Here is a 19,517-nt window from a genome sequence, read left to right on the forward strand (position 1 = left end):
TGAATAGCTCCACCTCAAGTTTTCTATTATGATTTTATTTTTCAAGTCAGCAAGAGATACAATAACGTTGGAAATAAATACATAAGCAAATCATGAATACATTTCAGACGCAAGATTCGCCTTATGCCCTAGAAATTCGCCAGTTACGCAAAGTATACGCCAATGGCATTGAGGCATTAAAAGGCATTGATTTAACCGTCAAAACCGGTGATTTTTTTGCTTTGCTTGGCGCAAATGGGGCGGGGAAGTCCACCACCATTGGTTTGGTTACTACCTTACTGAATAAAACGTCTGGTTCCATACTGATTAATGGTTATGACTTGGACAAAGAGCCTGAGCCGGCGAAATCATGTCTAGGATTAGTTCCTCAGGAAGTTAATCTCAATATTTTTGAAACTTGCGAACAAATTCTGTTAAACCAGGCAGGTTATTATGGGATACCTCGAAAGGACGCACAATCAAATGCAAAATTGCTGTTGCAGCAACTAGGCTTATGGGAAAAACGCTACTCTATTGTGCGCCACTTATCGGGTGGCATGAAAAGACGTTTGATGATTGCTCGTGCTTTAATACATCGACCCAAAGTCTTGATTCTTGATGAACCAACCGCTGGTGTCGACATTGAAATCCGTCGTAGCATGTGGGATTTTTTATCGCGCACGAACCAGCAAGGCACCACCATCATTCTAACCACGCATTATCTTGAAGAGGCAGAGCAATTATGCAAAAACATTGCCATCATTGATAAAGGTCTAATCATTGAAAATACATCCATGAATACCCTCTTAAAAAGTCTGCGTCACCAAACGTTTGTTTTTAACACGACTGAACCCCTTGATTTCTTACCAGCCATGGAGCCATTTGAAGCTGTCAAACTGGATGCCAATACGTTTGAAATAAGGGTAGATAGGCGATGGGCGCTCAATGATGTCTTTTCAGCGCTTAGTCAACACGGTATTCGTATTGAAAGCATGCGCAATAAAACCAATCGTTTGGAAGAACTGTTTTTGGATATCATTAATTATGACCGTTAACACACAATTGATTGCTCTCTACACCATTGTACGCCGTGAATTCATACGTATGTTTCGCATTTTTAGCCAAGTATTTCTTCCGCCAGTCATCACAACATTATTGTACTTTTTAATTTTTGGTTCAATCATCGGCACCCGCATTGGTCCCGTGCAAGGAGTAAGCTATGTAAAATTTATCGCGCCGGGATTAATTATGATGGGCGTCATCACCAATGCTTATTCTAATGTTTCCACCTCATTGTTCAGCATACGATTTCAAAAAAATATCGAAGAAATGCTTGTCAGTCCCATGCATTATAGTACTCTGCTGCTAGGCTTCACTCTAGGAGGCATTCTACGGGGTTTGATTGTTGCCATTTTGGTATATTTTGTTTCTTTTTTCTTCGTAGATATCGATATTAAGCATCTGCCTATGACGTTATTGGTAGTCATTTTGGTTGCTGCTTTATTTTCATTAGCTGGATTTACCAATGCTCTTCTGGCGCGCAATTTTGACGACGTGGCTATTGTACCAACGTTTATTCTTGCACCATTAACCTACTTGGGCGGTGTATTTTATGAAGCAAGCATGTTATCGCCATTTTGGCAAACCATGACCCAGTTTAATCCTATTTTTTACATGGTCAATGCCCTGCGGCAAGTGATGATCAATCAACAGCAAATTAATTTACCATTAGCAATGAGTATTATTATCATCATGCTGTTCCTATTAATTGCACTTAATGTCATTTTACTTAAAAAAGGCATTGGCATTCGTGCTTAAGACGCAAAAAATCACAAAATTGCTAAGAAGGTATTGAACGATTAAGCAGTCAGATAGACAGTAAGATTGAAAGCAGTCCTCTCTATTAAAGTGGATGCCTCCGGAATGCTTTTGGCTTCTTAGACCGCGCTAAGCTTGCTCACCACATTCTCAATCTGGCCTCCTGCTAAATCATGTTGGCTGTTCAATGTATACTGCCTACATTCTTTATATTAGGCTATTTTATTCCCATGATCCATTTCATCCATTCTGTTTTTTGCAAAGATTTAGTTAATCTTAAGCGGTAAGGCTTTTGGTTATTGTTGTTTAAGCTTGAACCCCAGTGCTTTTAAGCGGTTAGAAATGCTTGGGTGAGTAGAAAAAGCACTGCTTAACGACTTCACAGGGTCAATGGAAGATGGATCAAATAAATAAGAGGTCTGACGAACCTGCTCATGGGCCGTGTTGCCATATTCAACTGCGTATTCTTCTGCATGACTTTGATGATCCCGACTGATTTTTAATAAAGCACGGGCCATGGGTTCATTGTCCCGCATTAATTCAACTGAACCGGCATCGGCCATATATTCCCGTGTACGACTCAAAAATAAAGCTAAAACAACTGTAATTAACGGTAATAAATAGCGAAGTACAAGAATAATGGTAAATAAGCGATTGTCCTGACGGCGATCGCGTCTAAAAATCACTGCATAAAACAATACATCAATAACAATCAGTAGAAGATTACTTAAAATGGCCACCATTAACGTTAATTTAATATCATGATGACGAATATGGCTTAATTCATGAGCCATCACTGCCTGCAGCTCGGCACGATCCAGTTTTTCCAATAGCCCTCGAGTAATGGCCACCATGGCTGATTTTTCGCTGTAGCCGCTGGCAAATGCATTCATATAATTCGCTTCGATAAGATAAACCTTGGGCATATATTGTAAACCAGCGGCTACCTTCATTTCTTCCACAACGTTAAATAATTGTCTTTCTTGCAAGGTTTTTGCGGTTTCAGGAGTGATTTCATGGGAATCTGTGCCTAACAACATTAGACGGTCATACATGGCATACGTTATAAGCAAAGATAAGACAGCGATGCCTCCCATCAACAATGTCGCATAAGGAATTTTATGAAAGGTTAATAAAGCCTGTAAACATTGGCTTATGGTTACTTGTGGATAATAAGATTGTAAAATAACTGTATCAGCAATCAATCCTACAATGGCATAGACAATAATAAAGGTCATGATAACCCAGCGAGTCTTTCGCTCATTGCGCTTAAGCTGCTCTCGCCAATTGCCAGTCGTCGCATGATAATCCGATAAGCTCATGAAGCCACCACTGAATTAAAATTTTACTGTGTAATCTTCACGAGATTGGATTTGCTCTTCCGGCAATGACCAATATTCATAGTCCTTATCCAGTTTTGCAGAAAACAAGCTAACAATCATGGATTCAAAAAATGATTTTTTCTTGGCATAATAACGCTCCAAGCCATCATTATAAGCCTGTTTTGCATAGGACAGCTTATTTTCAGTATTGACTATTTCCTCCTGCAATTGCATCACGTTTTGGCTGGCTTTTAAATCAGGGTATTGTTCAAACACCACATTCAGGCCGGAAGCAATTCGTGATATTCCTTCTTCTGCAGCAATGCGTCCTTTTTCATCGCCTGCATCTTTCGCAGCTTGCGCTTGATTACGCAAAGCAACCACATCTTTCAGGGTGGTTTGTTCATAATCCATGTATTTTTTGACGGATTCAATTAAAGACTGAAATACTTTGAATCGTCTATCCAGTTGGATATCAATTTGACGTTTGTTGTTATTAATTGCCTCTATCAAGGCAATGAGTTTATTATAAATTCCAATGATCCAAAACAGGATCAACACGGCAATAATTAAAATGACAAGAACGAATGTACTCATAATAGATCCTATTCAGCTTCAACCTGTTTACGGCTTCTATGTATGTTATAAGCACAAATCCTTGAAAACGCAAACAAATTACAAGGATATGATTATGGCCAGTGTTTCATTCCTTAGAGCTTGTTAACAACCCCAGTAAAGGACATAGAAACTGCCCCGTATAGGACTCTGAACAAGCTGCAACCATTTCGGGCGAGCCAACGGCGATGATTTTTCCCCCTTTACTGCCCCCCCCTGGCCCTAAATCAATAATCCAGTCCGCCGTTTTAATCACATCGAGATTATGTTCAATAATTACGATGGTATTGCCTTGTTCCCGTAAGCGCATCAAGACATTCAACAATTGCCTCGTATCATGAAAATGCAACCCTGTTGTCGGTTCATCTAAAATATATAAAGTGTTCCCTGTTCCTCGCTTTGACAGTTCTCGCGCTAATTTTATACGCTGCGCTTCACCACCTGACAACGTGGTAGCACTTTGCCCTAAGGAAATATAAGATAAACCAACATCCATTAACGTTTGGCATTTACGTGATAAAATCGGAATAGCGGCAAAAAAAATACAGGCTTCTTCAACCGTCATGTTAAGAACTTCATGGATGTTTTTACCCTTATATTGAATATCCAGTGTTTCACGATTATAGCGTTGTCCCTTACAAGCATCACAAGTGACATAAATATCAGGTAAAAAATGCATTTCCACTTTAATAAGGCCGTCGCCCTGGCACGCTTCACAGCGGCCTCCTCGTACATTGAAACTAAACCGACCAGGTTGATACCCCCGCGCGCGCGCTTCAGGCGTATTAGCAAATAATTCACGAATTGGCGTAAATAATCCTGTATAAGTTGCCGGATTGGAGCGTGGAGTGCGGCCGATTGGACTCTGATCGATATCAATCACTTTATCGCATAACTCAAGTCCAGTAATATTCCGTACTTCTCCTGCCATGGAGAGGCTGGCACGATTAAGTTTTGCTGCAGCCAGTGGATATAACGTATCGTTAATTAAGCTGGATTTACCAGAACCAGAAACACCCGTAATGCAAGTTATCAAGCCCAAGGGGATATCGACGCTAACATTGTTTAAATTATTGCAAATGACCCCCTCTAAATGAATCACCCGTTTTTCATCGTATGGAACACGGGTTTTGGGCAGAGGAATCACTTGTTTTCCTGAAAGATACTGGCCAGTAAGTGAATCGTCGTTCTCCATAATGGCCTGCGGGGGTCCAAATGCCACAATTTCCCCTCCATGTACACCAGCACCCGGACCAATATCAAGCACATAATCTGCTGTACGAATCGCATCTTCATCATGTTCAACGACAATCACTGTATTGCCTAAATCGCGCAGGCGCAATAACGTTTTTAATAAGCGATCATTATCTCGTTGATGCAAGCCTATTGATGGTTCATCAAGAATATACATGACACCAACCAAACCCGAACCGATTTGACTGGCCAGGCGAATACGCTGTGCCTCTCCACCTGAAAGCGTTTCAGCGCTTCTTGCAAGCGATAAATAATCCAAACCAACATTCACCAAAAATCCAAGGCGCTCCACAATTTCTTTATTAATTTTTGCGGCAATCTCACCACGATTCCCAGGCAATTGTAATTCTTTAAAAAAAGCATGGGCTTGTTCGATGGAATATGAACTAATTTCAGGTAAATTCCTGTGTTCAATAAAGACATGACGGGCCTCTAATCGTAAGCGCATACCATGACAAATGGTACAAGGGCGAGAAGATAAATACTTGGATAATTCTTCACGAACCATATTCGAATCCGATTCGCGATAACGTCGCTGCATGTTTGGAATAATTCCTTCAAAAGGATGTTTTTTAAGTACAAAACCCCCATGCGGACGTTGATAATGAAATTCGATGACTTCCTTACCACTGCCATAAAGAATTCGCTGACGAATAATCTCTGGCAGATCACAAAAGGCAGATTCCAATGAAAAGTCATAATGCCGGGCTAATGATTCCAATAATGAATAATAATAAACTGTACGCTTATCCCAACCACGGATAGCTCCATCCGCTAGACTCAAGGTTTCATCATGAATAATTCGGCATGGATCAAAAAACTGATCCACCCCTAATCCATCGCAAGAAGGACATGCGCCTGCTGGATTATTAAAGGAAAATAGACGTGGTTCCAATTCACTAAGACTATAACCACATTCAGCACAAGCAAATTTCGATGAAAAGAGTAAATCGTCAAACTCATCGTCAATCGCTGCAACAATCACCAGACCTGCCGTAAGATTCAGAGCATTTTCAAAGGATTCACTCAGTCGCTGCGATAGATCGGGACGGACTTTAAACCGATCAACAACCACTTCTATGGTATGTTTTTTGCGAAGCTCCAGTTTTGGTGGAGAATCAAGTTCATACAACTCACCATCAATGCGTGCACGCACATATCCTTGAGCCTGCAGCTGCTGCAGCAACTGCACATGCTCACCTTTGCGATCGCGAACAACCGGCGCAAGAATCATCGCTTTGCATTCTGAGGGAAGAGCAAGAACTTGATCCACCATTTGACTAACAGTCTGAGCATGCAACTGCCCGCCATGCTCCGGGCATCTTGGTTCGCCAACCCGTGCATAGAGCAAACGCAAATAATCATAAATTTCAGTAATTGTGCCAACCGTTGAGCGGGGATTATGAGACGTTGCTTTCTGCTCTATCGAAATGGCCGGAGACAACCCTTCTATCGAATCAACATCCGGTTTTTCCATCATCGATAAAAACTGCCGTGCATAAGCTGATAAAGATTCCACGTACCGCCGCTGCCCCTCGGCATATAAGGTATCGAAGGCAAGTGAAGATTTCCCTGAACCCGATAAACCGGTGATTACAATTAAACGATCACGAGGCAAATCCACATTGATATTTTTTAGATTATGAGTTCGCGCCCCTCTTATGCTAATCATGTGCATAGTTGTCATCATTTTGATGCAAAAAATTACAAATTATATCTCTGCTATACTGATATAACAAACATTTTGTGTATATTTTCATCGCAAGGATGCTGCAGAAGGAATCTATCATGAACCGACGATTAACAATGAGCTTATTGTTGATAGTATCGTTATTTATATCCACAAACACTTATGCTGCTAACGATAATAAAATAATACAATGGACGCAAAATACACTGCTCTCAACGCTTTCCGTTAGTTATCAGGAAAATAAACAACACGATGAATTCGTCCAGTCCAACTACACTTATAATGCCCGGCAAGCCTTGCATGAATTTTTGGGTGGTTACATGGTCGTCATCAAAAACAAACAACTCACTCTACATCCACAATTAAATGGACCTGCTGAAGTCCTTGAAGCGGGGATCGTCAAAAACAGTACTTTTTTCGATGGCATTCATTACTGGCGTATTCATCAGGCCGTTTTGATACCAGAACTTAATCAAAATATTGAATTTACAATCGTTGTCATTGAAACATTGCAAAAAAACTATCTCATTCAAGCGCTGGATATGACTCTGCATTAATAAAAGAGGTAAGATAAACTTATACACCAAAGTAATTTATCCACACTCTGTGGATATCTTGGTGAATGGCCTGGCTGTATTAAGGCCTGTAATGCTATAATGAATATTCTGAAATTTTTAGCTGAGGTTAACATGGGCCAAATAAAATACCTCATAGCCGCAACTGTATTGACGCTATTTATATCCCAAGCTCAATCCGCTGATTTAAAAGAAATCGAACAAGAACTTAGCGATTCAGTCATTACGACCATCATCACCGCCAAATATACTAAAAACAAGGATTTGAATCCACTGAAAATTTCTGTATCGACGGAAGATGGGATCGTTCAGTTAAGCGGTCATGTCAAAAATAAGCAAGCATTTGTTGATGCACTAAGGCTTGCAAAATCCACCCACGGCGTTAAAGAAGTTGACACCGACAATTTAGAAATAAAAGTGGTTAATACCGCTCTTGCCGATGCCTACATCACCGCTAAAGTAGAAGCTGCCATACTAAAAGCGAAAGTACTGGATGATGAATCCATTCCTCTGGTTGGAATCAATGCCTCGACAACCAATGGTATTGTCACCTTGTCCGGTGATTTGAAAACGGATAAATCCATTACAGCCATATTAAAACGTGTCAGTTCAGTCCGTGGCGTTAAAAAAGTCATTTCAAATTTACACTTGACTACAAATTCTTAGGTTACCCTCTTTATGAACGCTTTAAACCGTTTTAAATTTTTTTTATGGTATTTTGGTCGCTTTAAAGTACCTCTGATGGGCTATTTAAAACCACAATTATTACAGCTGAACGATCAGGAAATTGTTGTCAAGCTACCCTTATCACGAAGAAGTAAAAATCACTTGCACTCTATGTATTTTGGTGCTCTTTCTGTGGGAGCCGATGTAGCCGGTGGGCTGCATGGGTTTTATCACGCCAACCGCTCAGGGTTAAAAGTCTCGCTGGCCTTTAAATCATTTCAAGCCCAATTTCTACGACGTCCAGAAACGGATGTTTATTTCATTTGTAATATGGGTGACATGGTAAATGCAATGATTAACGAATCCCGTCAAACAGGTCAGCGCATCAATCAACCTGTAGAAGTAAAAGCTTACATCAATTACCCAGATCATCCCGAAGAAATCGCCCATTTTATTCTTGAGTTATCATTAAAAGTTCTCAATTGACAAACCGAGCATTGCAATCTAAGTTAATGATATTGATACCCTGGTATCACCCATTTATTTCTGAACCTCTTACTCATGATTGATTTAACAATTCATACCCAACCCGACGATGAAACATGCGGACCAACCTGCTTGCATGCTATCTATGCCTATTATGGGTTGGATGTTCCCCTTGAAAAAGTCATATTAGAAGTAGAACGCTCTTTATCAGGAGGAACATTGGCCCCTTTGCTTGGGAATCATGCTCTAATGCACGGCTTTGATACAACGATTTATGTTAATAATCTGGATGTATTTGACCCAACATGGTTTGAACATGAGGCATCCCCTGAAAATCTAATTGCTAAATTAGATGCACAAATGAAGCATAAATGGGATAAGGGTATTATCCAGTCCAGCATTGCCTATCAGCAATATTTACAATCCGGTGGTAAAGTTCGTTTTAATACAATCAGCGTGCAGTTACTAAAAGAGTATTTCAACCAAAAAATACCCTTGTTAACTGGCTTAAGTGCCACTTATTTATATCGCAGCGCGCGCGAAATTTATTCCAATGATGGCATTGCTTTTTATGATGATATCCGAGGAACGCCTTGTGGGCATTTTGTTGTATTATGTGGTTATGATGATAAAAATAGACATATTATTGTCGCAGATCCGCATCGTGAGAATCCTTTATCGCATGATAACTATTATAAGGTAAGCAGCAATCGCCTAATTAACGCTATCATGTTAGGTGTTTATACTTACGACGCCAATTTATTAATAATCCAGCCAAAAAGGAAGCGTAATGCAAACGGTTCTGATTACTGATGATCTTCAAAGTTGGGACTTCTTAAGTTCGCTGGCTCCCATTATTCATGCTTCAGATTATTTGTCTAACGACAGTTATCATCAAAATCAGACGATGCGCATTATTAATCTCTGTAGCTCCTACAATTATCAAACCATTGGTTATTATGTTTCATTGCTTGCTCAGGCTCGAGATCACAAAGCCATTCCCTCTGCTTTAAATATTCAAGACGTTTTAAACGCGAGCTTAACGAAGCAAATCTCTCTCGATATTGATGAGGAAATACAACATAGTTTACATGATATAAAAGGAGAGGAATTCGTATTTAGTCTTTACTTTGGGCAAAATATTGCTAAAAGGCATGCTAATTTAGCAAAAAAACTCCATGGATTATTCCCTTTGCCTCTTATTCGTTTCACTCTAGAGAAGAAAAAACAATGGTGTATCAAAAAAGTCACCGCTTTGTCACCAACAGACATTCCAGGTCCTCATTATGATTTCATGAAGCAAGCTGCCGAAGCTTATTTTACTAAAAAGCGGTTTTATCAGTGGCGGAAAAAGCAGCGTTTTCATGATTTGGCGATTCTTATTGACCCCAGTGAACCCAACGCGCCTTCCAATAAAAAAGCGCTTGATACTTTTATTAGCACCGGAGAATCTTTAGGACTTAATGTCGATTTAATTGATAAAAATGACAGCAAATCCATTGCCGAATATGATGCCTTATTTATTCGCGCAACCACCGCAGTTGATCATTACACTTATCGCTTCGCCAGACGAGCTGCTCAGGAAAACCTGGTTGTCATCGATGACCCACAATCCATCGTCAAATGTACGAATAAAGTTTATCTTGCTGAATTAATGCGTAGTCATCAAATATTAACACCCGAAACCTTATTTATTAGCAAATATGATAAGTCATTACCAACCATAGAATTTCCTTGTGTATTAAAAAAACCAGACAGCGCTTTTTCTCATGGAGTCATTAAATTAGATGATAAAAAAAATTTACAAAAATCACTTGCCCAGTTTTTTAAGACTTCTGACTTGATTTTACTTCAGCCTTTTATACCGACCGAATTTGACTGGCGTATTGGCATTTTAGACAACAAACCCCTGTTTGCATGCCGTTATTATATGGCTAAAGGTCATTGGCAAATTTATAACTGGAACTCAAAGAAAGAATTTGAAGGTGAATTTGAAACGATACCGATACATGAAGTGCCTGACTCCGTCATTAAAACAGCGTTAAAAGCAACTCGCTTAATTGGCGATGGTCTGTATGGTGTGGACATCAAAAGTCTTGATGACAAAAATTACGTCATTGAAGTCAATGATAATCCTAATATTGACCAAGGTATTGAAGATCAAATTCTTGGGGAAGCACTCTATGAACAAATCATGAATGTTTTTTTACAACGCATTCGCAGGAAACATGGTTATGTCTAATTATTCTTTGTTCTCAGTATTGGGAATTGAAATCGAATACATGCTGGTTGACCGCAATACCTTGTCGGTGCAACCCAAAAGCGACCTGATTTTGCACACATTGGCTGGTAAGCTTGTCAATGAAATTGCACTTGATGAAATCGCTGTAAGTAATGAATTAGTCATGCATGTTCTTGAATTTAAAAACAATGGTCCAAAGGCTCCAGACACACCTATTGCCAATCAATTTCAACAAACGATTCTACAATTACAACCTTTGCTGACACAACACAACTTACAGTTTTTACCCACTGGAGCTCATCCTTGGATGAACCCATTGCATGAGACTCAGCGCTGGCCTCATGGCAATAAAAGTATTTATCAGCAATACGATAAAATTTTCAACTGCCAAGGCCATGGCTGGGCCAATCTACAAAGTATGCACGTCAATCTTCCTTTTGCCAATGACGAAGAATTCTGCCAGTTGCATAATACGATTCGTTTACTCCTTCCCTTACTCCCTGCCTTAGCTGCCAGTACCCCATTTCTTGACGGTAAAAACACCGGCTTTTTAGATTCACGCCTTTTTTATTATGGTAAAAATCAGGAACGTATTCCTTCCATCAGTGGTGATATTATTCCCGAGTTTATCTGCTCAGAAACACAATATGAACTAGAGATTCTAAAGCCAATGTATCGTGATATACATGCCTGGGATCCTCAAGGCATTCTGCAATTTGAATGGTTGAATTCTCGTGGCGCCATTGCCAAATTTGCAAGCAAGGCTGTTGAAATTCGAATCATCGATTCACAAGAATGTGTACAAGCAGATATTGCAATCGCTCATGCCATTCATGCTATCCTTAAATATTGGTATTCTCAATCACCGATTCATACGAAACCTGTCTGTGAAACGAGAAAACTGAAGTCCATCTATGACCGGAGTATTAAAGAAGGTTTATCGGTGCATATTGACGATATGGATGTTTTAACGCAGTGGCAGCTGCCAAAGCGCAGCATGAGCATTCGTGATGTCTGGTCCTCATTAATAGAAAAAGCATCCAGTGACCTGGATAATGCCAGTCAATGCGCATTAGAACATATTTTAAGGCATGGTAATTTGAGTGAGCGTATACTGCGTGCTTGCGGAAATGATTTTAGTAGGCCAACGATACAACATATTTATCGCCAACTAGGACATTGTCTGGTAAACAATCAATTATTTAGTGCATTATGAAACCCACTGTATTAGTAGTAAGTTGCGAACATGCTGGTAATGACGTACCTAATGAATATCGCAATCTGTTTGCTCAGCAAGAAGCCGTTTTGCAAACGCACCGTGCCATAGATTTTGGCGCACTTGAAATTGCTGAACAAATCAGTCAAACATTTGATTGTGATTATACCAAAACAACGGTTACACGCTTATTAATCGATTGCAACCGCAGCTTAGCCAATCCTAAATGTTTTTCAGAATTTACCCGCCCTCTCCCTAAAAAAGACAAACAAACCTTGATAGAAAACTATTATTTGCCTTTCCGTCAACACACCGCACAACTCATTACTAATCATATTCATCAAGGTCAACAAGTGTTGCACTTGTCCATTCACAGCTTTACCCCCGAACTGAACGGTATTCCACGAAATGCCGCCATTTCGCTTTTATATGACCCCAAACGCCATGGTGAAAAAGAAGTGGCTCGTATCTGGCAAAATTTACTCTTACACCAACCAGCTGCTTATCGCGTACGCCTTAATTATCCTTATCAGGGAACAAGCGATGGTTTTACAACCGCACTTCGCAAGCAGCATAATCAAAAAGATTACCTAGGCATTGAAGTGGAAAGTAATCAGGCTTTGATGACAACCAAAGATACGTTTAATCAGTTAATTAATGTTCTGACGAGTAGCTTGCGAGAGTTGCTGCAGTTGCTTTAGGGCGTATCCTCAATCCATTCTTTGACGCGAAAAGGTGAAGACATGTCCTAAGGTCATTCCCTGATCAAAATGTAAAAAAATATGATTTTATCGCTTCAGTTTTCCCAGGAAGTATATACTTATAGTGTACCTCGCAAAATCATGGAGCCGCCGTGTACAAGTTATCCCAGATCGAAAGTATAGGTGTAAAGTTCAGAGAACTATTACAAAAAGCCGGTATAGAAGATCAAGAGCAATTGCTTGCCGCTTGCAGTCAGCGAGGTGGACGACAAACACTCGCAAAAGAAACAGGAATTAACCCAAAATTAATCCTCAAATGGACTCAGCAAGCGGACTTGGCAAGAATTAATGGAATCGGAGAAGAATACGCAGAACTTCTCGAGCACAGTGGTGTGGACTCCGTACCAACACTTGCTCAATTTAGTCCCGAAAAACTATTCAACACCATGCAACAAGTCAATGAACAAACTAAATTAGTAAGAGTCATGCCAAGCATCACTAAAGTTGAATCTTGGATAGAGCAAGCTCAAACCCTTCCGCCAATTGTCGAATGATAGTAGATTGCATTTATGCTTTTTTATCGATCAAACAGTCTGGACATAATCCATAAATATTCAAGGCATGATCCGTCATTTTAAATCGCGCACGTTCAGCAATCATTTTCTGGCGTTTTTCAATAATGTCATCGACAAACTCTTCTACTCGTCCGCATTTAATGCAAACAAGATGATCATGATGTTCGCCTTGACTAAGCTCATAGACAGAATATCCACCTTCAAAATTATGACGATTAATCAGGCCTGCGGCCTCAAACTGGGCAAGAACTCGATATACCGTAGCCAAACCTACATCTTCCCCCATATCCAATAAGGCCTTGTAAACATCTTCGGCACTAAGATGATGCTCACGAGCTTGCTCAAGGATTTGTAAAACCTTTAAGCGGGGCATTGTTATTTTAAGTCCGGCATCCTTTAACTGCTGGCTTTCTTCCACATAGACTCCTTAACCGTCACCTGTAGTACTCTTTCAATGAATTGCATGTTATTATGGCGAAATTTTTCTCCGCAGGCAAAAAAATGCGAATTAAAACTATTCTCATACTCGCAGCATTTCTATGCTCTTTTACAGGTTGTACCTCTTACGATTTCTCAAGACGTGTTGTCCAACAGGGAAACCTGCTCCCCCAATCCAAAATTGAACGCTTAAAAATTGGCATGAGTAAAGAAGACACAGCCATTCTTATGGGTACGAGCTTGCTTAGCCCTTTATTTAATAATGACCGCTGGGATTATGCTTACACATGGCGTAAAGGAAGCGGCCCCATGGAAAAACGCAACCTAAGCCTATATTTTGTGCATGGCCGCCTCGCACGCATTGAGCATCATCCTTAATAGTAGGGCATGTCTTCAATTCATTCTATGGCTGAAAATGAATTGAAGACATACCCTAGACAAAAACTGTTGGCTATCGTTTGTGTTGCTTGTAATTTCGCCGGCTTGCCCGCTCTCGCCTTTTTTCTTTTGGCTCAATCATTAGAGGACGATAAATTTCGATACGATCTCCATGGTTTATCACGCTTTCCATCGATACTCGTTTTGCAAAAATCCCGATAGCCATCGTTTGTATTTCAGGATATTTATCTTGTATTCCACTTTGGTCAAGCACTTGTGCAACCGTTGTTCCCGCTTCAACCGACAAATGCAGATGCACTGGTAAATTGTTTATGGGCAAATAGACGACTTCCACATTAACCATATAAAACCTTGGCACGTTCACAAAAAGCATCGACCATTTTATCACTGATTTGTTCGAAGACAGAACCCAACAACATGGAAAACATGCGGCCAGCAAAATCAAATTCAAGGTCAAAAGAAATATGGCAACCTTCTGGAACTTCGTCAAAACGCCAAAAACCTTCCAAGTGGCTAAAAGGACCATCCACTAATCGTATTTCTATCATCTTATTCGCCTGCAAGCGATTGCGGGTGGTAAAGGATTTACTCATGCCTGCTGCGGCAATAACTAAGGTGGCTTGAACTTCATCTTCATCACGATGATGAACCAGACTTTTTGAAAAAAAAGGTAAAAACTCATCGTAATGTTCTACATCATTAACCAGATTATACATTTGCTCGCACGTGAAAGGCACGATACGTGATTTTTTCACAATAGTCATCGTTCGCCTCCTACGCAATTGAATGCTGAAATCTCACGGATTAACCAATGCTGTATGTCTGAAATTTCTTCACGACAAACCGCATGTTCCATAGAATACTCATGCATGCTAATTCTTCGATATCCTTGCTCTTTTAACCATGCCGCACTTTGTTTAGTCCAAGCGGGCAAGACAATAGGGTCCTGTTGGCCACTGGCAATAAATATAGGTGAATTGGTGGGTTGGATAGACTTGCATTCTGCTGCTAATGGCAGATAAGCAGATAAAACAATTATTCCAGCCAATGGCTCTGACGTGCGTATGCCAGTAAATAAGGCCATAGCACCACCTTGTGAAAATCCCGCCAAAAAAATCTGATTGGAATAAAATCCATCAGCAAGCTGGCTGGCAATCACCTGTCGAATCAGGGCCTCAGATTGTAAAATGCCGCCCTTGTCTTCATGCCCAGTTAAATTCATGTTGATGAGATCATACCAAGCACGCATAGGCATATGATTGTTTAAAGTAACCGGCCGCACAGGGGCATTTAAAAACACATGGCGGACGGGTAAATTTAATGCTAATTGTTCGGCTAGGCCGGCCATATCCTGAGCATCAGCGCCCAAACCATGCATCCAAATCACACAAGCTTGCGGCTGTTGCTGTGGGTCTTTGATATACACGTTCAAAATTTCCCCAATGAAAAAAGCCGAATTATCGCCAATGCAAAAGCTCATGGCAAGGCAGAAATAGCATTCATATGATTTGAATGGAAAAAGATAACCTCAATCATTATAAATCATAGCACGAAGTTATCTTCTTAAATTCCCTTTGTGTTCAAATCACCGACTTGTTGCAAAAATTGTATTAACTCCTCTCTTTTTTAAAAGGAGGAATAGCAGCAGGACATTGCATGATAATATGATATACTATTATTTGATTCTTAATTATCACAATCATCTGAACTGGAAGAGCGTGATGAAAATACCCAGCCACATTTTTTTTGCTTGTATTATAATTCTGCTTGTGTCTGCTTGCGGTCAAAAAGGACCGCTCTATTTGCCGGATAGGTATCAACAAACCACTGATAAACAATGACCATTCGATTTACGAAAATGCATGGACTAGGAAACGACTTTATGGTAATCAATGCCATACAACAGAGCGTTTTACTTAGTCCCAAGCAAATAACGGCTTTAAGCAAACGCGATACTGGCATCGGTTTCGATCAATGCTTAATGGTTGAGGTCAGCCAGGAAACCGGCGTTGATTTTTTCTATCGTATTTTTAATGCCGATGGCAAAGAAGTAGGTCAATGCGGAAATGGGGCCAGATGTCTTGCACGTTTTCTAAAGTATTATCAATTAACAGACAAGACATTAATAACGGTTGCAACATCAACCACACGCATGCAATTGCAACTTAATGAAGACGAAACGGTTACCGTTAATATGGGCGCCCCCAAATTTCATCCTGCTTCGATTCCGCTCTTAGCAAATTCGCAAAAACCGCTTTATTCTCTGTCATTGGAAAATCAAACCCTATGTCATTTCCATGCAGTCAACGTTGGCAATCCTCATGCGGTTATTCTTGTCGATCATATTGAGTCAGCGCCTGTGCATGCACAGGGGAAGCAGATTAGCGAACATTCATTATTTCCAGAACAAACCAACGTTGGTTTCATGCAGGTGGTTACTCATAATCATATTCAATTGCGAGTCTATGAGCGCGGCTGTGGTGAAACTCGGGCCTGTGGAAGCGGCGCTGTGGCAGCTGCAGCGGTTGGCCGGCTCTACCATCAATTGGCAGAGCAAATCCACGTTAGCTTGCCAGGCGGAGAGTTACTGGTTCACTGGCCACAAACACAAGGCGATATTTTCTTAACCGGTCCTGCAGTCTTTGTTTATGAAGGTAAAACAATGTCATGACCCCTATCCTTAAGCAAACACGATGCGTATTGTGATCCTTGGAGCTGGACAAGTAGGAGGAACATTAGCTCGTAATCTTGCTCATGAAGATAATGATATTACGCTGGTGGATATTAACGGAGAGCGTTTGCGGGAATTACAACATCGTTTAGATATCAAAACCGTTCAAGGTTGTGCCTCGCACCCCAATGCATTAATTGAGGCAGGAATTCAACAAGCAGACATGTTAATCGCCGTCACTGACAGTGATGAAATCAATATGATGGGCTGTCAAATTGCCTACAGCCTTTTTCGTACTCCGAATAAAATCGCCAGGATTCGTTCCCCTAACTATTATCAATATCCTGCATTATTCACCAACGATCACGTGCCAGTTGATGTATGCATCAGTCCGGAACAATTGGTGACAGAACATATCGTTAATCTGATTGACTACCCAGGCGCATCCCAAGTTCTTGATTTTGCTGATGGCAAAGTGTTATTGGTGACCATTAAGCCTCAGACTGGAGGAATCATTATTGGCAAAACAATTGCACAACTGGATCAACACTTGAGTGCAATTGAAGCGGGGGTCGTGGCCCTGTTTCGTAATGATACAGCTATCCCTCTGCAAGAAGATTGTGTCATAGCAAAAGGTGACGATGTATTATTCATTGCGTCTCCTCAAGCCATTCAACAGGTATTAATTGCTTTGGGTCGCTATACTCATCCTAACCGCCGCATCATGATAGCAGGCGGTGGCCATATCGGCTGTAAACTGGCACAAACCCTTGAAACTCGATATCGTATTAAAATCATCGAGCATAATTTGGAGCGTGCTAATAATCTTGCTTCACAATTGCATAAGTCAACCGTTTTACAAGGCGACATCGCCGATAGAGATCTGCTTATCAATGAAAATATTGAATTTACAGACGTATTTTGTGCCGTAACAAATGACGATGAAGCGAATATCATGTCTTGTCTGCAAGCAAAACGCTTAGGCACAAGGCATGTCATGGCTTTGGTCAATCGCAGCACTTATGTGGATTTAATTGATGATAGCAACATTGATCATGCTATCTCCCCACAACGCATCACCATTGGCAGTATTCTTACCAAATTGCGCCGCGGCAATATGGTTAAAGTTTATCGATTACATGATGAAGCGGAAGCCATTGAATTAATCATCCATGGTGATGAACACACTTCTCAAGTGATTGGTCGCAGACTAGATGAAATCAAATTACCTCCGACTTGCTTAATAGCCGCCATTGTTCGTGGTGAAAAAGTATACATTGCAAGCAAGGATTTCAAATTAGCAGCCGACGATCATCTTATATTGCTATTATTAAAAAAACGCTATGTACGCCAGGTTGAATCACTCTTCCAGGTGAACTTGAGTTTTGTATGTTAGATATTTAAGACAGATATGCAAATTAAAACCATTTTGCGGTTAATTGGCTTGCTGCTTATGATCTTTAGTTTAAGTATGCTGACCCCTTTACCCATTAATTTTATGTTTCATGAACATTTTTGGGTTCCATTTGTGGCAGCATTCCTTTGTACTGTGAGCACTGGCGCGGGCTTATGGCTCGGTTTTTATCAACACCGCCAAGAATTAAAAATTCGTGATGGCTTCCTTATCGTCGTTTTATTTTGGTTTGTACTCTGTTTTTTTGCCTCTTTGCCGTTTTTATTTGCCCTTCATAATCATAGCATGACGGATGCATTGTTTGAGTCTGTTTCAGGCTTCACGACGACAGGAGCTACCATCATCACTCATCTTGATGATCTGCCCCATGCGCTGTTGTATTATCGCCAACAACTACAATTTCTAGGAGGAATGGGCATCATTGTCTTGGCTGTTGCAATTTTACCCATGCTTGGTGTAGGAGGAATGCAATTATATCGTGCAGAGACCCCAGGGCCCATGAAAGAAACGAAGCTTACCCCTCGTATTGCGCAAACCGCTAAGGCATTATGGTTTATTTATTTTCTATTAACGCTGTTATGTATGCTGTGTTATTTGATTGCGGGCATGGATTGGTTCGATGCTCTGGGAGAGAGTTTTGCAACCGTATCAACGGGTGGATTCTCCATGCATGACGCCAGTTTTGCCCATTACCAAAGTAATACCATCGAACTCATCGCCTGTTTTTTTATGCTCTTAGGCAGTACTAACTTTGCCCTGCATTTTATTGCTTTAAAAAAACGCACATTAAAACATTATTGGCAGGATGAAGAATTTCGTTGTTATATTGGTGTGTTATTTACTGCAAGTCTTATTGTAGTCATTGCGTTGGTGTGTTATGGATTTTTTGCAGCCAACCATCAAGCTGTAGTTAAAAGCCTATTTAATGTCATTTCACTGGCAACAACCACAGGTTTCATCTCTGCTCCATTTGGAACATGGCCAACGTTTGTCCCTATATTAATATTAATCTTGGCCATTATTGGTGGTTGTGCCGCGTCAACCAGTGGCGGCATTAAAATGTTAAGGGCCCTTCTTCTTTATAAGCAAAGTAAACGAGAAATGTCTCGTCTTTTACATCCACATGGCATCATCCCTATTAAGTTTGGCGGTCATATTTTAGCCGAGCCCATACTACAATCCATGTGGGGATTTATTTCTGTCTTCATCGCGCTATTTTTGCTATTAATGATCGTATTTATTGCTTTAGGTAATGATTTTATTACCGCATTTTCAGCAATGACCGCCACACTCGCTAACGCTGGCGCTGGGATTGGAACGATTAGTGTTACATTTGCCGATCTCAATCTACCCAGCAAATGGCTACTCATGTTTGCCATGGTGGCCGGTCGATTGGAAATTTTTTCATTACTTATTCTATTTTCTCGTCAGTTTTGGCAAAAATAAAAATAAGAAA

The 19,517-nt window shown here is 40.5% G+C and carries 22 protein-coding genes; 15 read left to right on the forward strand and 7 right to left on the reverse strand.

Features of this window, described 5'->3' with window-relative positions; genetic code table 11:
• Positions 1-92 precede the first annotated feature (92 nt).
• Together E1O52_RS10860 and E1O52_RS10865 are read left to right on the forward strand one after the other, a co-directional pair.
• The gene (locus E1O52_RS10860) at positions 93-1,034 is read left to right on the forward strand and encodes an ABC transporter ATP-binding protein (protein ID WP_133128737.1); all 942 of its coding nucleotides are present in this window, start codon (positions 93-95) and stop codon (positions 1,032-1,034) included.
• The gene (locus tag E1O52_RS10865; RefSeq protein WP_133128738.1) at positions 1,024-1,797 is read left to right on the forward strand and encodes an ABC transporter permease; all 774 of its coding nucleotides are present in this window, start codon (positions 1,024-1,026) and stop codon (positions 1,795-1,797) included. The genes E1O52_RS10860 and E1O52_RS10865 overlap by 11 nt, the downstream gene beginning before the upstream one ends.
• Positions 1,798-2,093: 296 nt before the next feature.
• Here E1O52_RS10865 and htpX read toward each other — a convergent pair whose 3' ends face one another.
• The 3 genes from htpX to uvrA form a co-directional block, all read right to left on the reverse strand.
• Positions 2,094-3,119, reverse strand: a complete 1,026-nt coding sequence (gene htpX / locus E1O52_RS10870) for a zinc metalloprotease HtpX (RefSeq protein ID WP_133128739.1) — start codon at positions 3,117-3,119, stop codon at positions 2,094-2,096.
• Positions 3,120-3,134: 15 nt separating this feature from the next.
• Positions 3,135-3,716 carry a LemA family protein gene (locus tag E1O52_RS10875; RefSeq protein ID WP_133128740.1) on the reverse strand — a complete coding sequence of 194 codons (582 nt, stop codon included), beginning with the start codon at positions 3,714-3,716 and terminating at the stop codon, positions 3,135-3,137.
• A 106-nt stretch (positions 3,717-3,822) separates the two neighbouring features.
• The gene (gene uvrA, locus E1O52_RS10880) at positions 3,823-6,666 is read right to left on the reverse strand and encodes an excinuclease ABC subunit UvrA (RefSeq protein ID WP_133128741.1); all 2,844 of its coding nucleotides are present in this window, start codon (positions 6,664-6,666) and stop codon (positions 3,823-3,825) included.
• A 110-nt stretch (positions 6,667-6,776) separates the two neighbouring features.
• Here uvrA and E1O52_RS10885 point away from each other — a divergent pair, with 110 nt between their 5' ends.
• The 8 genes from E1O52_RS10885 to E1O52_RS10920 all read left to right on the forward strand — a co-directional run bounded on the left by E1O52_RS10885 (position 6,777) and on the right by E1O52_RS10920 (position 13,118).
• Complete coding sequence (locus E1O52_RS10885) at positions 6,777-7,235, forward strand: hypothetical protein (RefSeq protein WP_133128742.1); 459 nt, start codon at positions 6,777-6,779, stop codon at positions 7,233-7,235.
• A gap of 132 nt (positions 7,236-7,367) precedes the next feature.
• On the forward strand, positions 7,368-7,919 hold the full coding sequence (locus E1O52_RS10890; protein WP_133128743.1) for a BON domain-containing protein: 552 nt from the start codon (positions 7,368-7,370) through the stop codon (positions 7,917-7,919).
• Between the two features lie 12 nt (positions 7,920-7,931).
• Positions 7,932-8,405 carry a DUF4442 domain-containing protein gene (locus E1O52_RS10895; RefSeq protein ID WP_133128744.1) on the forward strand — a complete coding sequence of 158 codons (474 nt, stop codon included), beginning with the start codon at positions 7,932-7,934 and terminating at the stop codon, positions 8,403-8,405.
• A 75-nt stretch (positions 8,406-8,480) separates the two neighbouring features.
• Positions 8,481-9,218: a C39 family peptidase gene (locus E1O52_RS10900; protein ID WP_133128745.1), complete on the forward strand. Its 738-nt coding sequence runs from the start codon at positions 8,481-8,483 to the stop codon at positions 9,216-9,218.
• Positions 9,196-10,647, forward strand: a complete 1,452-nt coding sequence (locus E1O52_RS10905; RefSeq protein WP_133128746.1) for a RimK family protein — start codon at positions 9,196-9,198, stop codon at positions 10,645-10,647. The genes E1O52_RS10900 and E1O52_RS10905 overlap by 23 nt, the downstream gene beginning before the upstream one ends.
• Positions 10,640-11,863, forward strand: coding sequence for a glutamate-cysteine ligase family protein (locus E1O52_RS10910; RefSeq protein ID WP_165474792.1), 1,224 nt, complete (start codon positions 10,640-10,642; stop codon positions 11,861-11,863). Before E1O52_RS10905 ends, E1O52_RS10910 begins: the two co-directional genes overlap by 8 nt.
• Positions 11,860-12,564 (forward strand): N-formylglutamate amidohydrolase, encoded by a 705-nt coding sequence (locus E1O52_RS10915; RefSeq protein WP_133128748.1) that lies wholly within the window; start codon positions 11,860-11,862, stop codon positions 12,562-12,564. Before E1O52_RS10910 ends, E1O52_RS10915 begins: the two co-directional genes overlap by 4 nt.
• Before the next feature lie 152 nt (positions 12,565-12,716).
• Entirely contained in the window at positions 12,717-13,118 is a 402-nt protein-coding gene (locus tag E1O52_RS10920; RefSeq protein WP_133128749.1) for a DUF4332 domain-containing protein, read from the forward strand.
• Positions 13,119-13,131: 13 nt separating this feature from the next.
• On the opposite strand, the gene fur is transcribed toward E1O52_RS10920, so the two are convergent.
• A complete protein-coding gene (gene fur, locus E1O52_RS10925; RefSeq protein WP_133128750.1) occupies positions 13,132-13,557 on the reverse strand; it encodes a ferric iron uptake transcriptional regulator in 426 nt (141 codons plus the stop codon).
• 53 nt (positions 13,558-13,610) lie between these two features.
• Between fur and E1O52_RS10930 the strand changes: the two genes are divergently transcribed.
• Positions 13,611-13,955 (forward strand): outer membrane protein assembly factor BamE, encoded by a 345-nt coding sequence (locus tag E1O52_RS10930; protein ID WP_133128751.1) that lies wholly within the window; start codon positions 13,611-13,613, stop codon positions 13,953-13,955.
• Between the two features lie 73 nt (positions 13,956-14,028).
• On the opposite strand, the gene E1O52_RS10935 is transcribed toward E1O52_RS10930, so the two are convergent.
• From E1O52_RS10935 to E1O52_RS10945, 3 genes are read right to left on the reverse strand one after another with little or no spacing between them, the layout of a single operon-like run.
• A complete protein-coding gene (locus E1O52_RS10935; RefSeq protein WP_133128752.1) occupies positions 14,029-14,319 on the reverse strand; it encodes an RnfH family protein in 291 nt (96 codons plus the stop codon).
• Positions 14,312-14,740, reverse strand: coding sequence for a type II toxin-antitoxin system RatA family toxin (locus tag E1O52_RS10940; RefSeq protein WP_133128753.1), 429 nt, complete (start codon positions 14,738-14,740; stop codon positions 14,312-14,314). The genes E1O52_RS10935 and E1O52_RS10940 overlap by 8 nt, the downstream gene beginning before the upstream one ends.
• Positions 14,737-15,396: an alpha/beta hydrolase gene (locus E1O52_RS10945; RefSeq protein ID WP_242602236.1), complete on the reverse strand. Its 660-nt coding sequence runs from the start codon at positions 15,394-15,396 to the stop codon at positions 14,737-14,739. Before E1O52_RS10945 ends, E1O52_RS10940 begins: the two co-directional genes overlap by 4 nt.
• A 301-nt stretch (positions 15,397-15,697) precedes the next feature.
• On the opposite strand from E1O52_RS10945, the gene lptM reads away from it, so the two are divergent.
• From lptM to E1O52_RS10965, 4 genes are read left to right on the forward strand one after another with little or no spacing between them, the layout of a single operon-like run.
• Positions 15,698-15,817 carry an LPS translocon maturation chaperone LptM gene (gene lptM, locus E1O52_RS10950; RefSeq protein WP_133128755.1) on the forward strand — a complete coding sequence of 40 codons (120 nt, stop codon included), beginning with the start codon at positions 15,698-15,700 and terminating at the stop codon, positions 15,815-15,817.
• Entirely contained in the window at positions 15,814-16,647 is an 834-nt protein-coding gene (gene dapF / locus E1O52_RS10955; protein ID WP_133128756.1) for a diaminopimelate epimerase, read from the forward strand. Before lptM ends, dapF begins: the two co-directional genes overlap by 4 nt.
• A 22-nt stretch (positions 16,648-16,669) precedes the next feature.
• Positions 16,670-18,043, forward strand: coding sequence for a Trk system potassium transporter TrkA (trkA, locus tag E1O52_RS10960; protein ID WP_133128757.1), 1,374 nt, complete (start codon positions 16,670-16,672; stop codon positions 18,041-18,043).
• Between the two features lie 15 nt (positions 18,044-18,058).
• Positions 18,059-19,507, forward strand: a complete 1,449-nt coding sequence (locus E1O52_RS10965) for a TrkH family potassium uptake protein (RefSeq protein ID WP_133128758.1) — start codon at positions 18,059-18,061, stop codon at positions 19,505-19,507.
• The last annotated feature ends 10 nt before the right edge of the window (positions 19,508-19,517 follow it).

Source organism: Legionella nagasakiensis, from assembly GCF_900639915.1.
GTDB classification, from domain to species: domain Bacteria; phylum Pseudomonadota; class Gammaproteobacteria; order Legionellales; family Legionellaceae; genus Legionella_A; species Legionella_A nagasakiensis.